This window comes from Rhodococcus sp. NPDC057014, assembly GCF_042673295.1.
Classification (GTDB): domain Bacteria; phylum Actinomycetota; class Actinomycetes; order Mycobacteriales; family Mycobacteriaceae; genus Rhodococcus_F.
Genome location: NZ_JBHUSF010000023.1, coordinates 38,796 through 55,546, shown reverse-complemented (window position 1 = coordinate 55,546; position 16,751 = coordinate 38,796). Strand labels below are relative to the sequence as shown.

Genomic DNA, 16,751 nt, shown 5'->3' with positions numbered 1-16,751 from the left:
CTCCCAGAAGACGCCCTCGACACCGTCTGCGGTCTCTACCTCAACGACCCGACGGCCTGGACCTGACCCCCAACGAACTTATGGGCGGAACCACTAAGCAACGCATTTCCTACGGAAACACCGACGGATCGATCTTTCGTGCCGAAGCAAGAAGTGAGACGAGATGTGAGTGTGCCCGCTGAACCAGTGAGAAGTTACCCGGCTCGGTGAAAGCGTCTTCGGCGGCAGCGTCATCCCCCGCCATCGGATGGATGCCGTAATTCCGAACCAAACGGACATAACCCGCGAAACTCTGGAGATCGTCGGCCAGCGTCTTCATCCGAGGACCCCTAGCAAGAAGTTCCGACACCAAGGCCTGGACCTGCGCAGTCCTATCGGCGTCGAGGGCTGCCCCCAACTTGGCATCATGTGATCGAAGCGCTTCCCCGACTGCGTACCAAGCACCTTCCATCACAGCTCCTAGGAGGGTGACCGAACTGAGGTACGAGCCACGACGTGCGGCATCGAGGCACTCGCCCAAGATTCGCCGAAGTCGATCGTTCAGCAGCGGTTCGATATCAGATTCCCACTTTTCCACAGTCAGCAGTGGAACGTGACCGACCGCGGACATCCCAGGTGTTAGGCGGAACGAAGAGGGAATCTGCACCTGTCCGATCGGAATCATCATCGGCCCGCTAGTGGAGTACATGCTGGAGCCAGAGGAGAATTTGCAGTTCAGCATGTATTCGCTCTGCGGCGGGCTTTGATTGACAGCGACGATCAGCCCCTGAGCCCCCAGTCTGGCAATCGCGAGGCGCGTGGCGTGGAGGACTTTCGCGTACTTGACGACTTGCGAGTTCCGCACCTCGTCCGGGCCTCCCATTCCCACGTCGATCGAGCCACCCAGCACGACCTCTGCACCGACGGCCTGGCAGACAGCCACGGCCGCGTCGTGCTCACTCAGTGCGACATCGTTGCTCAACGCATCAAGGATCACGCCCGTGGCTGCTGAGACGTCCGCGTATGACGGTTTCGCCGCCTCCTCCGCGATCTTTGCGATCTCCTGCTGGTTCATTCCTGGCCCCTCGGTGCTTGCTTCGTCTGACATGTGTAGCGCCTGACAGTAGTCCGTGATGACCACGACCAGCACGTCCCGATATTGCAACGTTGATCGGCACGTCCCCGGAAGCGGGTCGTTGACCGAGACTCCCTGAGCTGCGCGTTCCCGTTTGACCCGTCCGGTGATGATCTTGCTTTCGGGGCGTCAATCGGGACACCCGAACGATCTGGAGCCGCGCATTCGCGGCGGTCAATGGCGGTCCGTTGAGCCCCGATTCTGACGTGGGCGTGTCTCACAACGATGGCGGATCCGCCACCGGCCCGCCACTCACCGTGAGATTCCGCCATGGTTCTCGAGACCCTACATGACAGGTGTGCCAATCCTGTTCGACGAAACTGAACGCCCGCGCCGCCGGTGACGATCTCCGATTGTCGGAACCTCCCAGCTCACCGAGCAACCTTGGGGTGTCTGACGCTCAGCCGAGGGGTCCGTGCACATCAGGCAGGCATCGGATGGTCTCACGAACGAAGCCGCAGGAAGTCTACTTTTTGCTAGCGTAGCGCTGATAGCTAGCAGCGCTACGCTAGCAAACCAGGTCCTCGCGCGTGTGATGGCGATGCCTACCTTCCGCGGCACCCACCGTCGGCATCGAAGTAAACAGACACCGGTACCTGCTCGGCACTTCCGTCACGGTGATGAATCTTCAGCAGGCCCTCCCCTGCCACCAGGTCTACCCCATAGTCGCCACTGCTCACGGGTGGAATCGGTAGTGGCGGATGGTCGAACGAGGACAGGATGGCCTCCGGCCACAGCAGGACCACCGCGGCTTGCGATGAGCAGCATCCGTGCCGCGAGACGGCACCTCGGGGGCGTGGGGTCTCTCATGCTTCACCCCGGTCGAGGATGTCGAGCGGGACACGGTTGCGGTGGCTGATTTCCCACCGACCGGCTTCGAGATCGTCGAGGAGGTCGCGGCACTCCTGATCGGTGCTCACATCCATGCTGTGTCCGATCACGGTGACCGGGCCGCGGATTCCGTTGCGCCAGTCGATGACCGTGTAGACGAACTCACCTTGGGTGGCGAAGTCGCGGTGGCGGGTGCAGACGACGAAGTTCTCCGAGAGTGCGCGGACGGTGTAGGGGCGGCGGGGTTCGATACCGAAGCGGATCCGGTCACCGGGGGCGAGTGGGATCGGGGTGGTCGGTGATCCCGTGGTGTTCATCAGGGTCACCACGTACCCCGCACTGTGAACCTGGCTTCGGACAGTGTTTGTGTTCCTCGCTGGTTCTCGGCGAGGGTGCCGCGGTCGATACTCCCGCGGCCCAACCCGATTGGCCGGAGCCCGACGTGGAAGCAGTCACTGTCCTGGGCTTGGTGTGGGCAGGGGTAGATCGACAGGCCGCGACGCTTTTCGTGGTGGGTGCGGGCGGCGCGGGCATCCCTGCGGGTGAAGTAGGTGCGTTTATCGCAGTGCGGGCAGGTCACCCAGCAGGAGGTGCGGCGGTGGGCGTGAGGGGCCAATGTTCGGTGCTCCTGTTCGGGAGGTGAGTGAGGCGGTCGGGATCGTCAGGCGGCGCGGGTGATCTGCAGGTTCAGCCAATCCGAGACCCATTGGATGGCGTTGCGGCCGGCGTTGTCGACGACCAGGTGCTGGTAGCTCTGGTGTGCGCCGGAGGCGAGGAAGCTGGCCGCGTTCAGGCCCTCACCGACGACCGCGGCGAGATCTTCGGCGCCCTGCGAGCGCGCCATCGTCGACACCGATCCGGCGAGTCCTTTCAGGTCGAGGGTCTGTGCCTGGGTGGTGATCGCATTCCCGACCGGGTTGGCCGCTTGTTTCCCCAGGAGTGTGGGGTCGGTCTTGCCGGCTGTGCCGGTGAGCATGTTCACGGCCACCGAGGCGAGTTCGAGGCCGAGTGGGAGCAACGCCGTGGTCTGCGCGGCGCCGCCGACCGGGTCGGGGAGCACTCCGGGCGGAGGGAAGAGTTTGTCCGCGGCGGCCCACGCGATTTCCTGGGCCTGGCCAGCGATGGTGGCCAGCTTGATCACGTCGACGTTGCCGAGAACGCTGGTGACCAGCGCCGCGATCTGGGTGTAGCCGGTCGGGTCCGGGATGATCGCGAGGATCTGGGAGATCCACTTCAGGTCGACACCGGCGGCCATCTTCACCACCGGCGCGAATTGCACGTTCAGTTCCCGGGCGGCATCGCGGGCGCCGCGGACATCGCCGGCGGCGATCTTCTGCGGGAGCACGGTCAGGTTGTGCAGGATCGCCGGTATATCGAGGGCGGTGACCCCGGTGACGACGTTCAGTGCCTGGTCGACGACGACTGTCGGTTTGAGGACCGACAGCACGCTCGACGCGGAAGAGAGGGCGTCTGCCGGGGTGGCGGCGACCGGCGCGATCTGGCCGCCGAGCGTTGCGGCGGTGCCCGCGAGTTCAGAGATCTCGGGGGCGGCGGCGGGCAGGGTGGTGGTGCCGTTGTTCGCGAGCGCGGCTGCGGTGTTCGCGATCGTGGCCACCGAGTCGAGCGCACCGGCCAGGTCCGCGTGACCGGCGGTGGTGAGGACCTGGGCGGCCGCGTGTTCCGGTGTGCCCACCGGGGCTGCGGCCAGGGTGGTGGTGGCGGTGTTCGCGGCGCCGGACTGCAGCAAATCGGCCAGTGGGCGCAGCGTCTTGGATAGTGAGGTCGCGGCGTCGGCGATCTGATGCACATCCACCGTCCCGCCGGTGTCGTTGCCGGACAGTTGTTTTCCGAGCGCGTCGACATTGGATCCGAGACCGGGCAGGTCGGCGCCACTGAAATCCGAGGTCAGCGCGGCGGCGACCGCCGCGTCACCACCACCGGCGCTGGTGTTGGTGGTGCTGGGGGTCTTCGACAGGATCGACCCGAGGGATCCGAGGAACGGGTTCGCGCCCTTGCGGATCGAGCAGTACAGGTCTTTCGGATCGCAGATCGAGGCCACCCGCCCCGACAACGCGCCCATGCCCTGCGACCGGGGACCGGCGATCCCCTCCCCCGAGGTCGTCGGACCCACCGTCGCAGCGCCCTGCGTGCCGGCACCCGGGTCGGCGATCAACGCCACCCCGAGGACCCGATCCGCCTCGACCGGTCCGCGAGCGCTTCCGATCATCGACGCGAGATCGCCTGCCGCGTCCGCACCCTGGGAGTACCCGGTGATCGTGATCTTCGCGCCCTGGCACTTGTCGGCGTAGGACTCCAACACCGCGGTGGCCTTGTCGACCGCGTCGAGTTTGCTGTCGGCGTAGGTGTGGCCGTTGTCGAACGCGCGCGCCATGTACGGCAGCGTGTATGTCTGCGCGCGGGCACCGTTCTTCGCCTCGATCGCCTCCGCGACCGGGGCCAGCATCCCCACCGGCCGGTCCGGGTCGGCGTTCTCGTCGGTCTCCCAGGTGCCGGGGATGAGCAGGTTGAACGTCGACGCACAGCCAGGGTCCGCGTGCGCGATCGCGGGCGCGCAGCTGAGGACGGCCCCGCACAGCACGGCGGTGATGGTGGTGACTGCCGCGAGCCGACCCCTCGCCGACCGTGCCATCGTCCGGACTCCTATCGCGTGGCAACCACTGCTCTTCCGGCTTCAGTCTCGGATAGCAGCCCTTCTCTCAGCGACGACCCCCGCACGCGGTCGGGCGTGTCGGCGGTGGGCCACTGACGTTCTTCCCGCACGCCGTATTACTGATATTTCGGTAATAGGGCGTGTCGATACACGTGATTCGCGCCGCGCTGCTTGATCATTGACGAGTGGCAGGAAAGAAGACCAACTCCGGCGAGAAGTCCGACACCCGGAAAGTCAAGCAGTCCGGGACTCGTCGAGATTTCGACGCATTGCGTGACCGACGCATGCGAGCCGCGGAGATGTTCGCCGCGGGCCGGCGGCAGATCGATGTCGCGGTCGAGTTGGAGATATCCCAACAGACCGCGTCCCGTTGGCACAGGAAGTGGGCAGCCGGAGGTCGCGAGGCACTCGAAGGCGCAGGTCGGGCGGGACGCCGGCCGCGTCTCGACGACGCCCAGATCGAGGTGATCCGAGAGGAATTACTCAAGGGGCCCCAAGCGAATGGCTTCGCCACCGGGGTGTGGACACTGGGCCGGGTCGCGATCGTGATCGAGCGGCTCACCGGCGTGACCTACGGGCCCACCCAGACGTGGACGATCCTGCGGACCCGGCTGGGCTGGAGCCGCCAGCGACCCGCACGGCGGGCCGTCGAACGCGACGAGGACGCCATCGTCACCTGGCGGGAGAACGAGTGGCCGCGGATAAAAAAATAGCGCGGCGCCGAGGTGCATGGATCTGCTTCCAGGACGAAAGCGGCGTGTCGCTGCTGCCTGTGGTCCGAGCAACCTGGGCGCCGAAAGGCGTCACACCTGTTCTGCATCACCGATTTTCCTGGAAGCGCATGTCCATGGCCGCAGTCCTGGCCTATCGACCCGACCGCAGCGAGAGCGCGTTCGTGTTTTCCATGACCGACGGCTCGTACAACACCGACAAGCTCATCGAGTTCCTCATCGAACTGCGTGCCCACTTCGCCGGGGAGCAGGTCATCGTGATCTGGGACGGACTGATGGCCCACCGGTCTGCGGCAATGAAGGCATGGCTGGCGACCCAACGCGACTGGCTCCACGTCGAACGGCTGCCTGCGTATGCACCCGAACTCAACCCGATCGAACAGGTCTGGGGCAACATGAAATCCACCGAACTGGCGAACCTGTGCCCCGATACCCTCGACGAGGTCCGTGTGGCGACCGAGTCCGGACTGACCCGGATCGGCTCGAGCTACGACCTGTGTCATGGCTTCCTCGATCACGCTGGGCTTTCCTTGTGATCTGAGCTCACTCAATTACCGAAAGATCATTAGGCGTGCGCTGACCGTCCCCGAATAGACCCCACCACCACGGGACAGCCTCCGCAAGAGCCTCGAACATGCACTGAAGAGGATCTGGTTCATGGCATCCCCGATGTGGAGTGGCTCGTCAAGCTTGGACGTGCCCCGTGACGTCGACCCGAACATCGATGCACAGACCTGCGCGTTTCTCCGAACCCGCACCGACGCCGCCCGGCGGCGGACCGACTCCCGCTACCAGTACGAACAACGACCATGACGGAATGCGTTTGCGATCGGCCGCCCGTGAGTGGAGACAAGGAGATGGCAGTGCTCAAAGCCATCGCCGTAGTGGTCCCCGCCTCCTTCCTGCCGGTGTTCGCCTACAACCTCGGCGGGGGTGACGAAACCCTGTGGCACCCGCTCGGCCTGATCATCGATGTGGCCAAGGGAACTCGGACGTGGCCGGGTGACGCGACCGCTGTACTGATCGGAGAAGTGGTCGCCATCGCGGCGCTCGTGGCGGGCGGGTTCTGGCTGCTCGAGAAGACGGGGCGGCTCGAGAAGATTCAGGAGAAGCGCGCGGAGAAGCGGATCGACAAGTACGCCGACTCCATGACCGATCCGCGGGACGTCGAGCAGACCGACGCGGCCGCGGCCGCCGAGGAGACCAGGCGGCTTGCACCGACGATCAGCGAGACTCATCCCGGTCATGGCGGCATCGTCATGGGCAACACGGTCAGATCGAACCGCGAGCTGCGGATGCCGTGGGAGTGGGTGTGCATCGCGATCGCCGGCTCCCGAATGGGAAAGTCGGCGACCCTGGCGATTCCGGCCATCTGCTACGCGCCCGGGTTCTGCCTGGGCACGTCCAACAAGCCCGACATCTACACCCACACCCTGTACCTGCGTAAACAGATGGGACGGGTCTGGCTCTTCGACCTGGAGGGTGTGACCACCGGCAACAGGCGTGAGAAGGCGAGCTTCTGGTTCAACCCGCTGCGCCGAGTCGACGACCTGCCGTCGGCGCGGGTGGTGTGCGACTACTTCATCTCCGCCGCCACCGACGACAACGCCCGGGTCGACGCCTACTTCGACGGCGCCGCCCGGGACCTGTTCGGCTCCTACCTTCTCGCCGCCGCGCTCGCCGGCGGCGATCTTCGGCACGTGGTGGACTGGCTCCGCGAAACACAGTCCCAGATCCCGGTGAAGGTGCTCGCCCAGAACGGGTACGCCGATCTTGCGTACACCATGCAGAGCAAGCAGAGCGTCAACGCCAAACAGCGGGACGGCTTCTACGACATGGTGCGCCGGTTCCTCGGACCTCTTGACGAGCCTCGCTACGAAGAAGCGATCCTGCCGAACACCCGGATCACGATCGGGACGGACAGTGATAGGCGCATCCTCGTCACCCCGGGCAGTGAAGTCCACGACCTGCCCGAACTCGATATCGACCAGGTCGTACGCAGCACCGACACCGTCTACGCCATGAGCAAGAAGGGAGCCGGATCCGCCTCCGCGCTCACCACAGCATTGGTCGGCGCCATCGGCGACGCATTGCAGGAGTTCGGCGCCCAACAGAGCGACGGGCGGGTCCCGATCCCGGCGGTCATGGTTCTCGACGAAGCCGCGAACATCTGCAAGCTGCAGCAACTCCCCGAGTGGTACTCGCACTTCGGATCCCGCGGATGCATCCTCATCACCATCCTGCAGTCACCGTCGCAGGCGAAGAAGGTGTGGGGTGAGACCAACTACGACGCCATGGTCGATGCCTGCAACATGCTCTGGTACGGCTGCAACGTCAACGACAAAGGGTTCCTGGCCTCGTTGTCCGACGAGATCGGCGACCACTTCGTCGAGGTCGAGAACCGCAGCCGCAGCGGCGGCATTCTGGCCAGTGGGCAGACAACGATCAGCACGTCCTACCAGCGGGAGAAGATCCTCACCGTCGACGACCTCAAGGCGCTGCCACAGACTCGGGCCATCGTCACGATGGGTGGCAGCAAGCCGCTGCTGGTCCGCAAGAACTTCTGGGGCAACACCCCGTTCGCCGAGAACATCAAGCGGTCCCTCGAAGAGTGCGACGCCGGAACCGATCGCGTCGAGCAGAAAGCACTCCCGCTCGGATTCTCCGACCGGGAGGCATCGGAGGAACCCACCGGCCCGATCCCACGCATCGCTGCCGCGGCCGACAAGGACCTGATCGAGCTACCCGTTCAGCAGAGCGGCGTCGCGCCGACCACGGGCGTCTCCGCAGCACCTGATGCCGTAGACGACATCTTCGAGTCCGAATTCTTCGCGGAAGGACGGCAGTGATGGTCAATCTCTCAGCAACCGAGGACGAGTGGCAGAGCGACGACGAGACCGGGTACGAGAACCCCTACGACTACGACCCGAACGCCGTCGACGAGAACGACCCCACCCTGGGCGGGGACGATCCCAGCCTCGACCCCGACGACGACCCGGAAGAGCTCGCCGAGGACGAAGACGACGAGCTCGAGGACGTCGAGGCCGACGAAGACGACGAGCTCGAGGACGTCGAGGCCGACGAAGACGACGAGCTCGAGGACGTCGAGGCCGACGAAGACGATGGCGAGCTCGCCGAGATCGAGCCGATGTATCCCAAGCTGCGAGGCGTGGGTCGAAGGATGGTTCACCCAGGTCATCCGCCGGAAAATGGGTCCCGGTGGCGGCGAGAGCGGTCTGGCCTGGGACGCGCGATGGTGGCTGTACCCCGAAGTCTCCGGCCGGTTCAAAGCCCTCTGGTACGCATGGGAAGAAGCACAGGCGTCCGACAAACCCTCAGCGATGTCCAACTGGTGGATCCACCACCTCGAACCACACCTGCGGGTCATCCTCGACGGCGACACCGGTCCCATGTCCCACGCCAAGGCCGACGGCTCCTTTTCTGGCTGGCCGGCACTCCAACACCGGCCAGTACCGGCTGATCTGCTCGCCGACCTCACCGACGACTGAGCACAAGGCGCCACACAAGACGAAACCAGATACGACCGAGCACATGGCGCATCCTGATTTCGGTGAAGCGTGGTGAACCGTCCCTCGTTTCATTGAGAGTGAGCCAGCAGTGTACGGCACACGGTCGGTCGGGGAGACTTTGAACAGTTCGGCGAGGTAGGTGATGGTGTAGTCGGCGGTGCCGTGCATGCGGCGAAGCTCCTTCTGCCGCTTGACGGACAGCTTGGGTTGTCGGCCCTTGAGCCGACCTTTGTCCTTGAGCGGCCACTGATCCCACCGGGGACTTGCTGTCGACGGCGATCGCGCCAATTCCCCCACTCGGCCCCCACACCTGACAGGATGTGTGATGCGCCCGGCGGTGCAGCGGAGAAATTCACAGGACCCACCGTTCGGGGGTGCCGGTCAGGTTCTACCTGGAAAGCCCTCGAGTAGCTCCTCGAGATTCGCGATCTGGTCCTGATCGAGTATTGCGGCCGCGTACGTCCTGAACTGTTGTCGGCCGACGACGTCGCGCAACGTCGACAGCGCTACCGCATTGCGCTCGAAGGGTAGTCCCATGTCCTCTCGCGCGAAGAGTGCCATGATGTGCCATTTCACGGCCTCGACAGGCCGGTCGCGCGCCGCATCGAGATTGCCCAACCTGCTCCACGAGCTCGCCGTCCCGGCGCGGTCGCCGAGCTTCTTGAAGATGGTCAGCGCGCGGGTGTACTGCCGTTCGGCCTCGGCATAGTCCCCGCGGTCCTGGGCGAGCCTGCCGAGCTGTTGATAGCCGCGAGCCCTCCCGGGGCGGTCGCCGAGCTCCTCGAAGATGGCCAGCGAACGGGCGTACTGCCGATCGGCCTCGGCATAGTCCCCGCGGTCCTGGGCGATCCTGCCGAGCTGGCCGTAGCCGGTAGCCGTCCCGGGGCGGTCGCCGAGCTCCTCGAAGATGGCCAGCGAACGGGCGTACTGCCGTTCGGCCTCGGCATAGTCCCCGCGGTCCTGGGCGAGCCTGCCGAGCTGGTGATAGCCGCGAGCCATCCCGGCGCGGTCGCCGAGCTCCTCCTTGATGGCCAGCGAACGGGCGTACTGCCGTTCGGCCTCGGCATAGTCCCCGCGCCGTTGGGCGAGGATGCCGAGCTGGTGATAGCCGCGAGCCCTCCCGGGGCGGTCGCCGAGCTCCTCGAAGATGGCCAGCGCGCGGGCGTACTGCCGTTCGGCCTCGGCATAGTCCCCGCGGTCCTGGGCGAGCCTGCCGAGCTGTTGATAGCCGCGAGCCATCCCCGCGCGGTCGCCGAGCTCCTCGAAGATGGCCAGCGAACGGGCGTACTGCCGATCGGCCTCGGCATAGTCCCCGCGGTCCTGGGCGATCCTGCCGAGCTGGCCGTAGCCGCGAGCCATCCCGGGGCGGTCGCCGAGCTCCTCGAAGATGGCCAGCGAACGGGCGTACTGCCGATCGGCCTCGCCATAGTCCCCGCGGTCCTGGGCGATCCTACCGAGCTGGTGATAGCCGCGAGCCATCCCCGCGCGGTCGCCGAGCTCCTCGAAGATGGCCAGCGAACGGGCGTACTGCCGATCGGCCTCGCCATAGTCCCCGCGGTCCTGGGCGAGGATGCCGAGCTGGTGGTAGCCGACGGCCGTCGCACGCGTACCGAAGATGTTGGCTGCCTGCGTCAAGCTTCCGGCCAGTGGCCAGAGCGCAGTGGCCATCCCGACTTTGAGGCCGCGCGGTCCGTACTCGTATGTGGCACCGAAGTGCAAGCCCAACACGTCGCCGGTGGCCAGGTCGACGAGCGGAGACCCTGCGTTGCCGCCCAAGGTGAAACAGTTGTGCCTGACGACGGTTCCTTGCGCTGCTCCCGCGGTGTCTACGCCGATGATCTCGCCAGGTTGGATGCGAAGGACGTCCGACGCGCCGCGCATGATTCGTTGCGCGATGGTGGGGTCGCCTCGAGTATCTGACAACGACGGATAACCCATTACGTAGACCTTGCGCCCCACCAGGTCAGAGGGTGGCTCCGCGGCAACCACCAGCGGCGTCGGCATGGCCGACTCGTCGCCCGCCTCCACTTCGAGCGTGATCGCCTCCAGCCCCGGATCACCCACCTTCTCAACGCGTACCACGGTGGCGCGCAGCAGTCTCGCAGCATCCGCCTCGACGTCGTCCATGGCAGGCTGGCCGAATACCGATTGTGGGTGGGCCACCCGGTTGACGAAGCTCAGCCATACATCAACGCCGCGTATTGGTCTCGGGTCGCGTCTTGTGGGGTCCAGATCGGCGGCATTATTTGACTCGTGCATCAGCACCGTCCGCGGGCCGATGAGAAACCCCATCACACCGCGAGCGAAGCGCCGGTCGAATTTCCTCGGCGCCAATAGACATACCGCGCTGAGCGTCCGCTCGATCTGCTCTCGGTGCTTCTCCAACACCTCCCACTCCGGTGGTGGAGTCTCGAATCGTCCATCCTCGACGCGCAGTGCGGGACTGAGTCGGATCCAGTACTCCCTCATGGCTTGGATGACGGACGGATCTTCGCCGAGAGACTCGAACAGCACCGGCATTCGGTTGGCAGCGTAGGCCGCATCCAGGACGCGTTGCCAGCGCGTTGTCAGCGGCAGGATCTCCGCGACCGGATTGAGTCCCGCCGTCTGCGCCACTCTCACGACGTCCGCTGGTGAGGGCAATCTCGACACGAGGACGTCGCGGAGCTCGGTCAAAGCAGGCAGTGGGCTGGGCAGCGAACCTTCATCTGCCTGTACCTGGTGTACGGCGGCAGCCCGAGCCTCCAGGTCGCGGCGCATGGCGACAAACCATCGCTTGTCCGCGGCGGCGCCGCCTGCGGTGCCTTCCTCTGCCCGCGTCAGCCAGTCCTGCGCACGCCGCGAATCGATGAAGTTGAGTGCGGTGATCTGCTGCGCCTCGGCCAGACCCGGCCGGCTCAGCCAGGCCGCGCAACGCTGACCGTACTCCCAGAGGAGGCGAGCGACGTCGCGCAGGCGACCGTTGCCGAACTCCTTGACCAGGCGCTGCAGCAGCAGATCCCGTAGATCCGGGTCGATCACATACAAGTCTTGGTCGACCTCGGTGCAGAGCGGGGAGAGGAGCAACGACGCTTCGGCTGTGTACGGGAGCACGGCCGGCGGGTCGAGGAAGTAGTTGACGCGCAGCAAGTGCACCAGGTCGGGGTTGAGCGCCACCGGTAAGGCTGCGTGGCAGGCCAGTTGGACGAGGGCGGGCTCTGAGCCGGACGCGAGGTGCCTGTGTCCGGTGAAGGCACTGAGCCGGCGCTCGGCCTCCTTGCGAGTCATGACAGCGGACCGCCGAAGGATAGGGGTCTTTCCAGACGCATGGGGTGGCCGCGGAGCACGTTTACCGCTTGGTGCATGCCGACGTGGTCCATGAAGAATGTGGGGACGTGGCGGGCGATCTGGGCGGCAGTCGTACCCTTCCACACCTCACACGGCAGCGGATTGAGCCACACGACCCCGCTACTCCACTCCTGTACGCCTTTAAGGAAGGCCACCGTGTCCAGCAGACGCAGCAGATCGTATCGACCACGCGCGGCGCCGCCGTCGCTGACGATCACCACGGCGGCCCCACGCCCATAGTCGGCAACGACATCATCAGCGGAGGTGGGTGACATGAGTTCGCTGTCGCTCATCAGTGTTCCGTCCGTGAGCGCCGGAATCTCGGCCAGCACCGGATCCAGGCTGGGAAACAGCTGACCCTCGAGTTGGTCGAGTATTGACGGATCCGCACCTTCCAAGGGGACGTCGTGGAAGTAGAACAAGCCGACCCGGCCAAGACGACCGGCCTGGCGGATCGCGTTGCACACCTCGGCAACGTAGGAATGGAAAGGTGTCATCGACCCTTGTCGATCGACCAGCAACAGCAACCGGGCCCGATTACGGCGCGGTGGGCGCAGCACTGGGGGTGACATCAGTCCCAGGTTTGCGCTCCTGGCCACCGTCGCGTCGACATCGAGTTCCGTGGCAGGTCCATCCCGGGCCGGACGCCGGAGGCGCCGCCAGGTCTGGGCAACCTCACGAAACCGCACCGGGTACTGCGGAAGGAACACGTGCTCGTACGGAAGCGCAGGCATCTCACTGAACCCCAGTGGCGGCAGCCGTCCCATCGAGGTTGTGGCCGGCGCGGTAGCCGCCATCTCCAGCTCGGGCGAGGGAAGCGGCAGGCCGTCTGGTTCCACCCCCGACTCCTCTGCCGGACTCGCACCGGCCTCGACTGGCCCCTTCGGTGCCAAATCGAGGCTCCAGTCCGCCACGACGTGTTGTTCGAACAGCGCCGCCACCACAGCCCGCTCTTCGTGTGACTTAGCCCAAAGCGCGGAACACACCTCACGCAGCTCCCGCCGCGACGACCAGCCGAAGCCGGCGCGCAACGCCAACCGCACGGCCTCGTACTCGTCGGGGCCGATCGCGAAGCCCCGCCGCCTTAGCTGTTGGAACAGCATCCACAAGAAGAACGGAGCCTCCTCCGGTTCGCTCATGTCTGGGCCAGATCCTTCCGCACTCGCTCCAGGTCCGCCCGATCTTTCAGGAGGGCCTCGGCGTCGGGAAGTTCGGCCAGCCTGTCGGGTGTGATACCACGGGCGTCCTCATACCGAACCCAGTCGATCAGCTCGGCGAGGCCCGGCTTCTTGCTGAGATCCTTCTGGCGAAGTTCGGTGATGAGTTCGGCTGACTTTTTCGTCAGGGCCGATCCGACACCATGTTTCTGCAGGATCCGTTCGAGCTCCCGGTGGGTCTGGGGGAACTCGACATAGTAGTAGACACAACGGCGCAGGAAGGCTGGAGGCATCGGCTTTTCCTCGTTATGGGTGACCACCACGAAAGGCCGGAGTCGACCGGCCCTATGGCCCATTCCGGGTGCTTCAGGGATGTCGAACTCCATGCGGTCAAGTTCCCACAGCAGGTCGTTCGGGAAATCCAGGTCGGCCTTGTCGATCTCATCGATCAGGACGACCGACTGCCGACCATATTCAGCGCGGGCGATCGCCCGCCCCAGGGGTCCGAGGGTGATGTAGTTGCCAGCGAAGCGGACGAGTGGCTGTTTCTTGTCGTCCTTGGGCCCTTCGGCTCCGAGCTGAGAGTCGTAGAGCCGGCGCACGGCGTCGTAGGTGTAGAGCAGGTCCTGGGCGCGGCTGGTCGATTTGACGTACGCGATCTCAAGCGGCATCCCCAGCGCGTAAGCCACCGAATGAGCGAGCCTCGTCTTGCCGCAACCTGGCTCTCCCTGGAGGAGCAGTGGTCGCCCTAATGCGATGGCCAGGTCGGTGACTCGAGCCAGGTCGGCGCCGGGAAGATAGACCTCCGCTTCGGTCTGCGTTCGAGACCAGTTCTCGGGCAGCACGGGGCTGCTGGCGTCCTCGATCTCCCGCTTGGATGGAAGGTTCTTGATCGCCTCGGCATAGCTGGGAGGAAGGTCATTGTCCGCCATCATTCTCCGATCAGTTGCAGGTCCCTCAGGGCGCCCAGTAGCTCGTCCGACGTCCGATGGTGCGTGACCAGATCTCTGTGGTACTCCAGCCGTTCGTAGACCAGCTCGATCGGCCAGTCGTGGGGATTGCCCGCGTAGTCGACCAGTATCACGCTGGCCCACTGTTCGACCACCGAATCGCGCCAGGCCAGCGTCGTGCCGATCTCCCTCACCCAGTTGGAGATGTCTCGGCTCGTGAACTTCGGGGCAGGGAGAAGCACCATGCTGGCCGGCACTGGCGTGTCCGCCGGCATGCCGAAGGTGATCACCAGATGATGGTCGAGCGTGTCGGAGAAGGCCGTGGCAAGGTCGCCCCAGACCGCGTCCGCTTCCGCAGCATCCTCGAGGTACATCGACCACAGGACGTGCTTCTTTGCGAGCAAAGATCGGACCTTGTCGATCTTGCTCAGCACGACTGCCGCGGTGGTGTGCTTCGGGTCGATGACCAAGGGCGGGCCCGTGGTAGCCACGTCGTTGCGGCTCCAGGTCCCATACCCAGCACCCCGCTGCTTGACGCTGTCACAGAAGTAGGCGAGCAGCCGCGGTGTGGGGGTGTTGACCACGAAGCCGGTCGTTCCTGCTTCGATGGGAAGCTGGCCGAGACACATCAGGACTGGCTGGCGAAGATCGAATAGGTGTACCGCAGCGACGTCGGCGGGGTGGAGCTTGACAGGCTGAATATCTTCCTCGACCAAGCGCAGCAGCTGCTGACGGATCGCACGCAGTTCAAGACCCAGCTCGGTGCCCTCGACCGTGTCGAGCGCGTTGTCGATAATCTTCAGCAGTCGCCACTCGCCCTTCGGTCCGAAAGCCTCCTCTGACTGAAGCACCAGCAACATCACGTCACCTCGCGAGTTCCCGGCATTCCGCGAGAAGTAGACGGCGCCGGGAATCCCAGCCAACAGCGCCGTCCGCCCTTTGTCGTTGTCATCCAGACCAACGAGGGGTACATCCATCAGGCGAGCCACGAGGTCGCGCCGCAGGTCGTCGGGAATCATGGCACCCCGGCCGGGGGCGTGGTGGTCTGTTCAATCTGCTGCACACGGGCCTCCTTCGGATCCAAGGAAAAGGATGACTCCAAGCAAAGCATGCAGGAAAAGCGGTGTAACCGCATAGAAATTCGCGACCGGCCGCACATCGTTGTGCGGCTCCGGGTGTGCTCGTCCCCGCTCGAGCAGCCGCCGCCTCAGCGCATCCGAGCTTCAGGCCGCGGTCAACGTCTTTCGCATCGCTGTGGACTCACGGCATCATGAGGTAGGTAGGCCGCTGGATCACCTGGCACAGGAACAACCAGAACGCAGTCCGAGACGCGGAAGAGAGTTCTTCGATGGCCACTCACTATCTCCAAGACCTAACCGACGAGGACATCGTTCTGGAGGCATTGCCGGATGATGTGCTGGCCTCGATGGAGAGCCGCGACCGATGGACGACCAGCCTTCCGCATGCCGACGGTGGACTGGAGTACCTGGTCGCCGACCTGCAGTCCTGGACGCCGGGTCAGACAGTCCGGGTCGCGTTTCTCGGCGGGTCCGATGAACTCTACAGCGAGATCGAGGAGGCCACCCGTCCGATATCGGAGGCCGCCAATCTCGTACTGGACTTCAAAGAGGCCCGATCGTATCGGGTTTGGTCCCCCCAGGATGCCGAGTACGCAGCGGAAATTCGGGTCAGCTTCGACGCCGGCGGCTACTTCTCCCTGGTGGGCACCGACAGCGTCAACCCCAACATCGGTCTGCCCCATCAGCCGGTCGGCGGACTGCCCTACCAGCGCTCACTGAATCTCGGCGGATTCCACGTAACCAGACCAGCGACCTGGAAGGGCACCACCCGGCACGAGTTCCTGCACGCCCTGGGAGTCCACCATGAGCACCAGAACATGCGTGGCCCGTGCCAAGTGGCCTTCCGCTGGGACGACGACCCCGGCTACCAGCCAACACGCGACCAGCGCGGGGCATTCGTCACCGACATTAACGGTCTCCGACCAGGTATCTATACCTACCTGTCCGGATACCCGAACGGATGGTCCCGGGCCAAAGTCGACCATAATCTGCGAGCACCCAGCGACGGCCAATCACTCATTTCTGGGCCGTTCGATGGGTCGTCCGTCATGTTGTACCGCTTTCCGCCACTGTTCTATCGATCGCACCCGAGCCCCTGCGCTCCGCGCGGTGATGGGCAGGAAATCTCCGAAGGTGATGAACGGGGACTCGAGGTGCTGTACCCGAAGGACGAAGAACAACTCGACGTCATCGGTCAGCGCAGAGAAAAGCTACTGGAGACCATCGAGCCAGCGCTCGATACGGACGAGGGACTCGAGTCGGCCGGTCCAGGGCTCCCCGAGATCGCTCGTGATGCCGCGCAACGGCTTCGCGCGAGCGTGCTGCAGTTGAAGCGCTGAGAGTCTGACGGGTCCGACGAG

General features: G+C 65.0%; 13 protein-coding genes. 5 read left to right on the top strand and 8 right to left on the bottom strand.

Annotated features, from left to right (window positions below):
• Nucleotides 1-109: 109 nt before the first annotated feature.
• The 3 genes from ACFTZB_RS07710 to ACFTZB_RS07700 form a co-directional block, all read right to left on the bottom strand.
• Nucleotides 110-1,129 carry a hypothetical protein gene (locus tag ACFTZB_RS07710; protein ID WP_378430879.1) on the bottom strand — a complete coding sequence of 340 codons (1,020 nt, stop codon included), beginning with the start codon at nucleotides 1,127-1,129 and terminating at the stop codon, nucleotides 110-112.
• A gap of 791 nt (nucleotides 1,130-1,920) precedes the next feature.
• Complete coding sequence (locus tag ACFTZB_RS07705) at nucleotides 1,921-2,262, bottom strand: hypothetical protein (RefSeq protein ID WP_378430877.1); 342 nt, start codon at nucleotides 2,260-2,262, stop codon at nucleotides 1,921-1,923.
• A gap of 344 nt (nucleotides 2,263-2,606) precedes the next feature.
• Nucleotides 2,607-4,595 (bottom strand): cutinase family protein, encoded by a 1,989-nt coding sequence (locus ACFTZB_RS07700; RefSeq protein WP_378430876.1) that lies wholly within the window; start codon nucleotides 4,593-4,595, stop codon nucleotides 2,607-2,609.
• Nucleotides 4,596-4,801: 206 nt separating this feature from the next.
• Between ACFTZB_RS07700 and ACFTZB_RS07695 the strand changes: the two genes are divergently transcribed.
• From ACFTZB_RS07695 to ACFTZB_RS07685, 3 genes are all read left to right on the top strand, one after another.
• Nucleotides 4,802-5,329, top strand: coding sequence for a winged helix-turn-helix domain-containing protein (locus ACFTZB_RS07695; protein ID WP_378430875.1), 528 nt, complete (start codon nucleotides 4,802-4,804; stop codon nucleotides 5,327-5,329).
• Entirely contained in the window at nucleotides 5,308-5,883 is a 576-nt protein-coding gene (locus ACFTZB_RS07690; protein WP_257890504.1) for an IS630 family transposase, read from the top strand. The genes ACFTZB_RS07695 and ACFTZB_RS07690 overlap by 22 nt, the downstream gene beginning before the upstream one ends.
• A gap of 321 nt (nucleotides 5,884-6,204) precedes the next feature.
• The gene (locus ACFTZB_RS07685; protein WP_378430874.1) at nucleotides 6,205-8,196 is read left to right on the top strand and encodes a type IV secretory system conjugative DNA transfer family protein; all 1,992 of its coding nucleotides are present in this window, start codon (nucleotides 6,205-6,207) and stop codon (nucleotides 8,194-8,196) included.
• A gap of 11 nt (nucleotides 8,197-8,207) precedes the next feature.
• Here ACFTZB_RS07685 and ACFTZB_RS07680 read toward each other — a convergent pair whose 3' ends face one another.
• Nucleotides 8,208-8,537 (bottom strand): hypothetical protein, encoded by a 330-nt coding sequence (locus ACFTZB_RS07680; protein ID WP_378430873.1) that lies wholly within the window; start codon nucleotides 8,535-8,537, stop codon nucleotides 8,208-8,210.
• Between the two features lie 19 nt (nucleotides 8,538-8,556).
• Here ACFTZB_RS07680 and ACFTZB_RS07675 point away from each other — a divergent pair, with 19 nt between their 5' ends.
• On the top strand, nucleotides 8,557-8,856 hold the full coding sequence (locus ACFTZB_RS07675; protein WP_378430872.1) for a DUF4913 domain-containing protein: 300 nt from the start codon (nucleotides 8,557-8,559) through the stop codon (nucleotides 8,854-8,856).
• 402 nt (nucleotides 8,857-9,258) lie between these two features.
• Here ACFTZB_RS07675 and ACFTZB_RS07670 read toward each other — a convergent pair whose 3' ends face one another.
• The 4 genes from ACFTZB_RS07670 to ACFTZB_RS07655 are packed head-to-tail and all read right to left on the bottom strand — an operon-like array spanning nucleotide 9,259 to nucleotide 15,330.
• Complete coding sequence (locus ACFTZB_RS07670) at nucleotides 9,259-12,144, bottom strand: tetratricopeptide repeat protein (protein WP_378430871.1); 2,886 nt, start codon at nucleotides 12,142-12,144, stop codon at nucleotides 9,259-9,261.
• Nucleotides 12,141-13,343 carry a VWA domain-containing protein gene (locus ACFTZB_RS07665; RefSeq protein ID WP_378430870.1) on the bottom strand — a complete coding sequence of 401 codons (1,203 nt, stop codon included), beginning with the start codon at nucleotides 13,341-13,343 and terminating at the stop codon, nucleotides 12,141-12,143. Before ACFTZB_RS07665 ends, ACFTZB_RS07670 begins: the two co-directional genes overlap by 4 nt.
• Nucleotides 13,340-14,296 (bottom strand): AAA family ATPase, encoded by a 957-nt coding sequence (locus ACFTZB_RS07660; protein WP_378430869.1) that lies wholly within the window; start codon nucleotides 14,294-14,296, stop codon nucleotides 13,340-13,342. The genes ACFTZB_RS07665 and ACFTZB_RS07660 overlap by 4 nt, the downstream gene beginning before the upstream one ends.
• On the bottom strand, nucleotides 14,293-15,330 hold the full coding sequence (locus ACFTZB_RS07655) for a hypothetical protein (RefSeq protein ID WP_378430868.1): 1,038 nt from the start codon (nucleotides 15,328-15,330) through the stop codon (nucleotides 14,293-14,295). The genes ACFTZB_RS07660 and ACFTZB_RS07655 overlap by 4 nt, the downstream gene beginning before the upstream one ends.
• 329 nt (nucleotides 15,331-15,659) lie before the next feature.
• Here ACFTZB_RS07655 and ACFTZB_RS07650 point away from each other — a divergent pair, with 329 nt between their 5' ends.
• On the top strand, nucleotides 15,660-16,730 hold the full coding sequence (locus ACFTZB_RS07650; protein ID WP_378430867.1) for a hypothetical protein: 1,071 nt from the start codon (nucleotides 15,660-15,662) through the stop codon (nucleotides 16,728-16,730).
• The last annotated feature ends 21 nt before the right edge of the window (nucleotides 16,731-16,751 follow it).

What these genes read in the sequence shown, in the direction of transcription:
- ACFTZB_RS07705 (WP_378430877.1), bottom strand. Translation starts at nt 2,262, where the DNA reads ATGAACACCACGGGATCACCGACCACCCCGATCCCACTCGCCCCCGGT.
- ACFTZB_RS07700 (WP_378430876.1), bottom strand. Translation starts at nt 4,595, where the DNA reads ATGGCACGGTCGGCGAGGGGTCGGCTCGCGGCAGTCACCACCATCACC.
- ACFTZB_RS07685 (WP_378430874.1), top strand. Translation starts at nt 6,205, where the DNA reads ATGGCAGTGCTCAAAGCCATCGCCGTAGTGGTCCCCGCCTCCTTCCTG.
- ACFTZB_RS07675 (WP_378430872.1), top strand. Translation starts at nt 8,557, where the DNA reads ATGGGTCCCGGTGGCGGCGAGAGCGGTCTGGCCTGGGACGCGCGATGG.
- ACFTZB_RS07670 (WP_378430871.1), bottom strand. Translation starts at nt 12,144, where the DNA reads ATGACTCGCAAGGAGGCCGAGCGCCGGCTCAGTGCCTTCACCGGACAC.
- ACFTZB_RS07665 (WP_378430870.1), bottom strand. Translation starts at nt 13,343, where the DNA reads ATGAGCGAACCGGAGGAGGCTCCGTTCTTCTTGTGGATGCTGTTCCAA.
- ACFTZB_RS07660 (WP_378430869.1), bottom strand. Translation starts at nt 14,296, where the DNA reads ATGATGGCGGACAATGACCTTCCTCCCAGCTATGCCGAGGCGATCAAG.
- ACFTZB_RS07655 (WP_378430868.1), bottom strand. Translation starts at nt 15,330, where the DNA reads ATGATTCCCGACGACCTGCGGCGCGACCTCGTGGCTCGCCTGATGGAT.
- ACFTZB_RS07650 (WP_378430867.1), top strand. Translation starts at nt 15,660, where the DNA reads ATGGCCACTCACTATCTCCAAGACCTAACCGACGAGGACATCGTTCTG.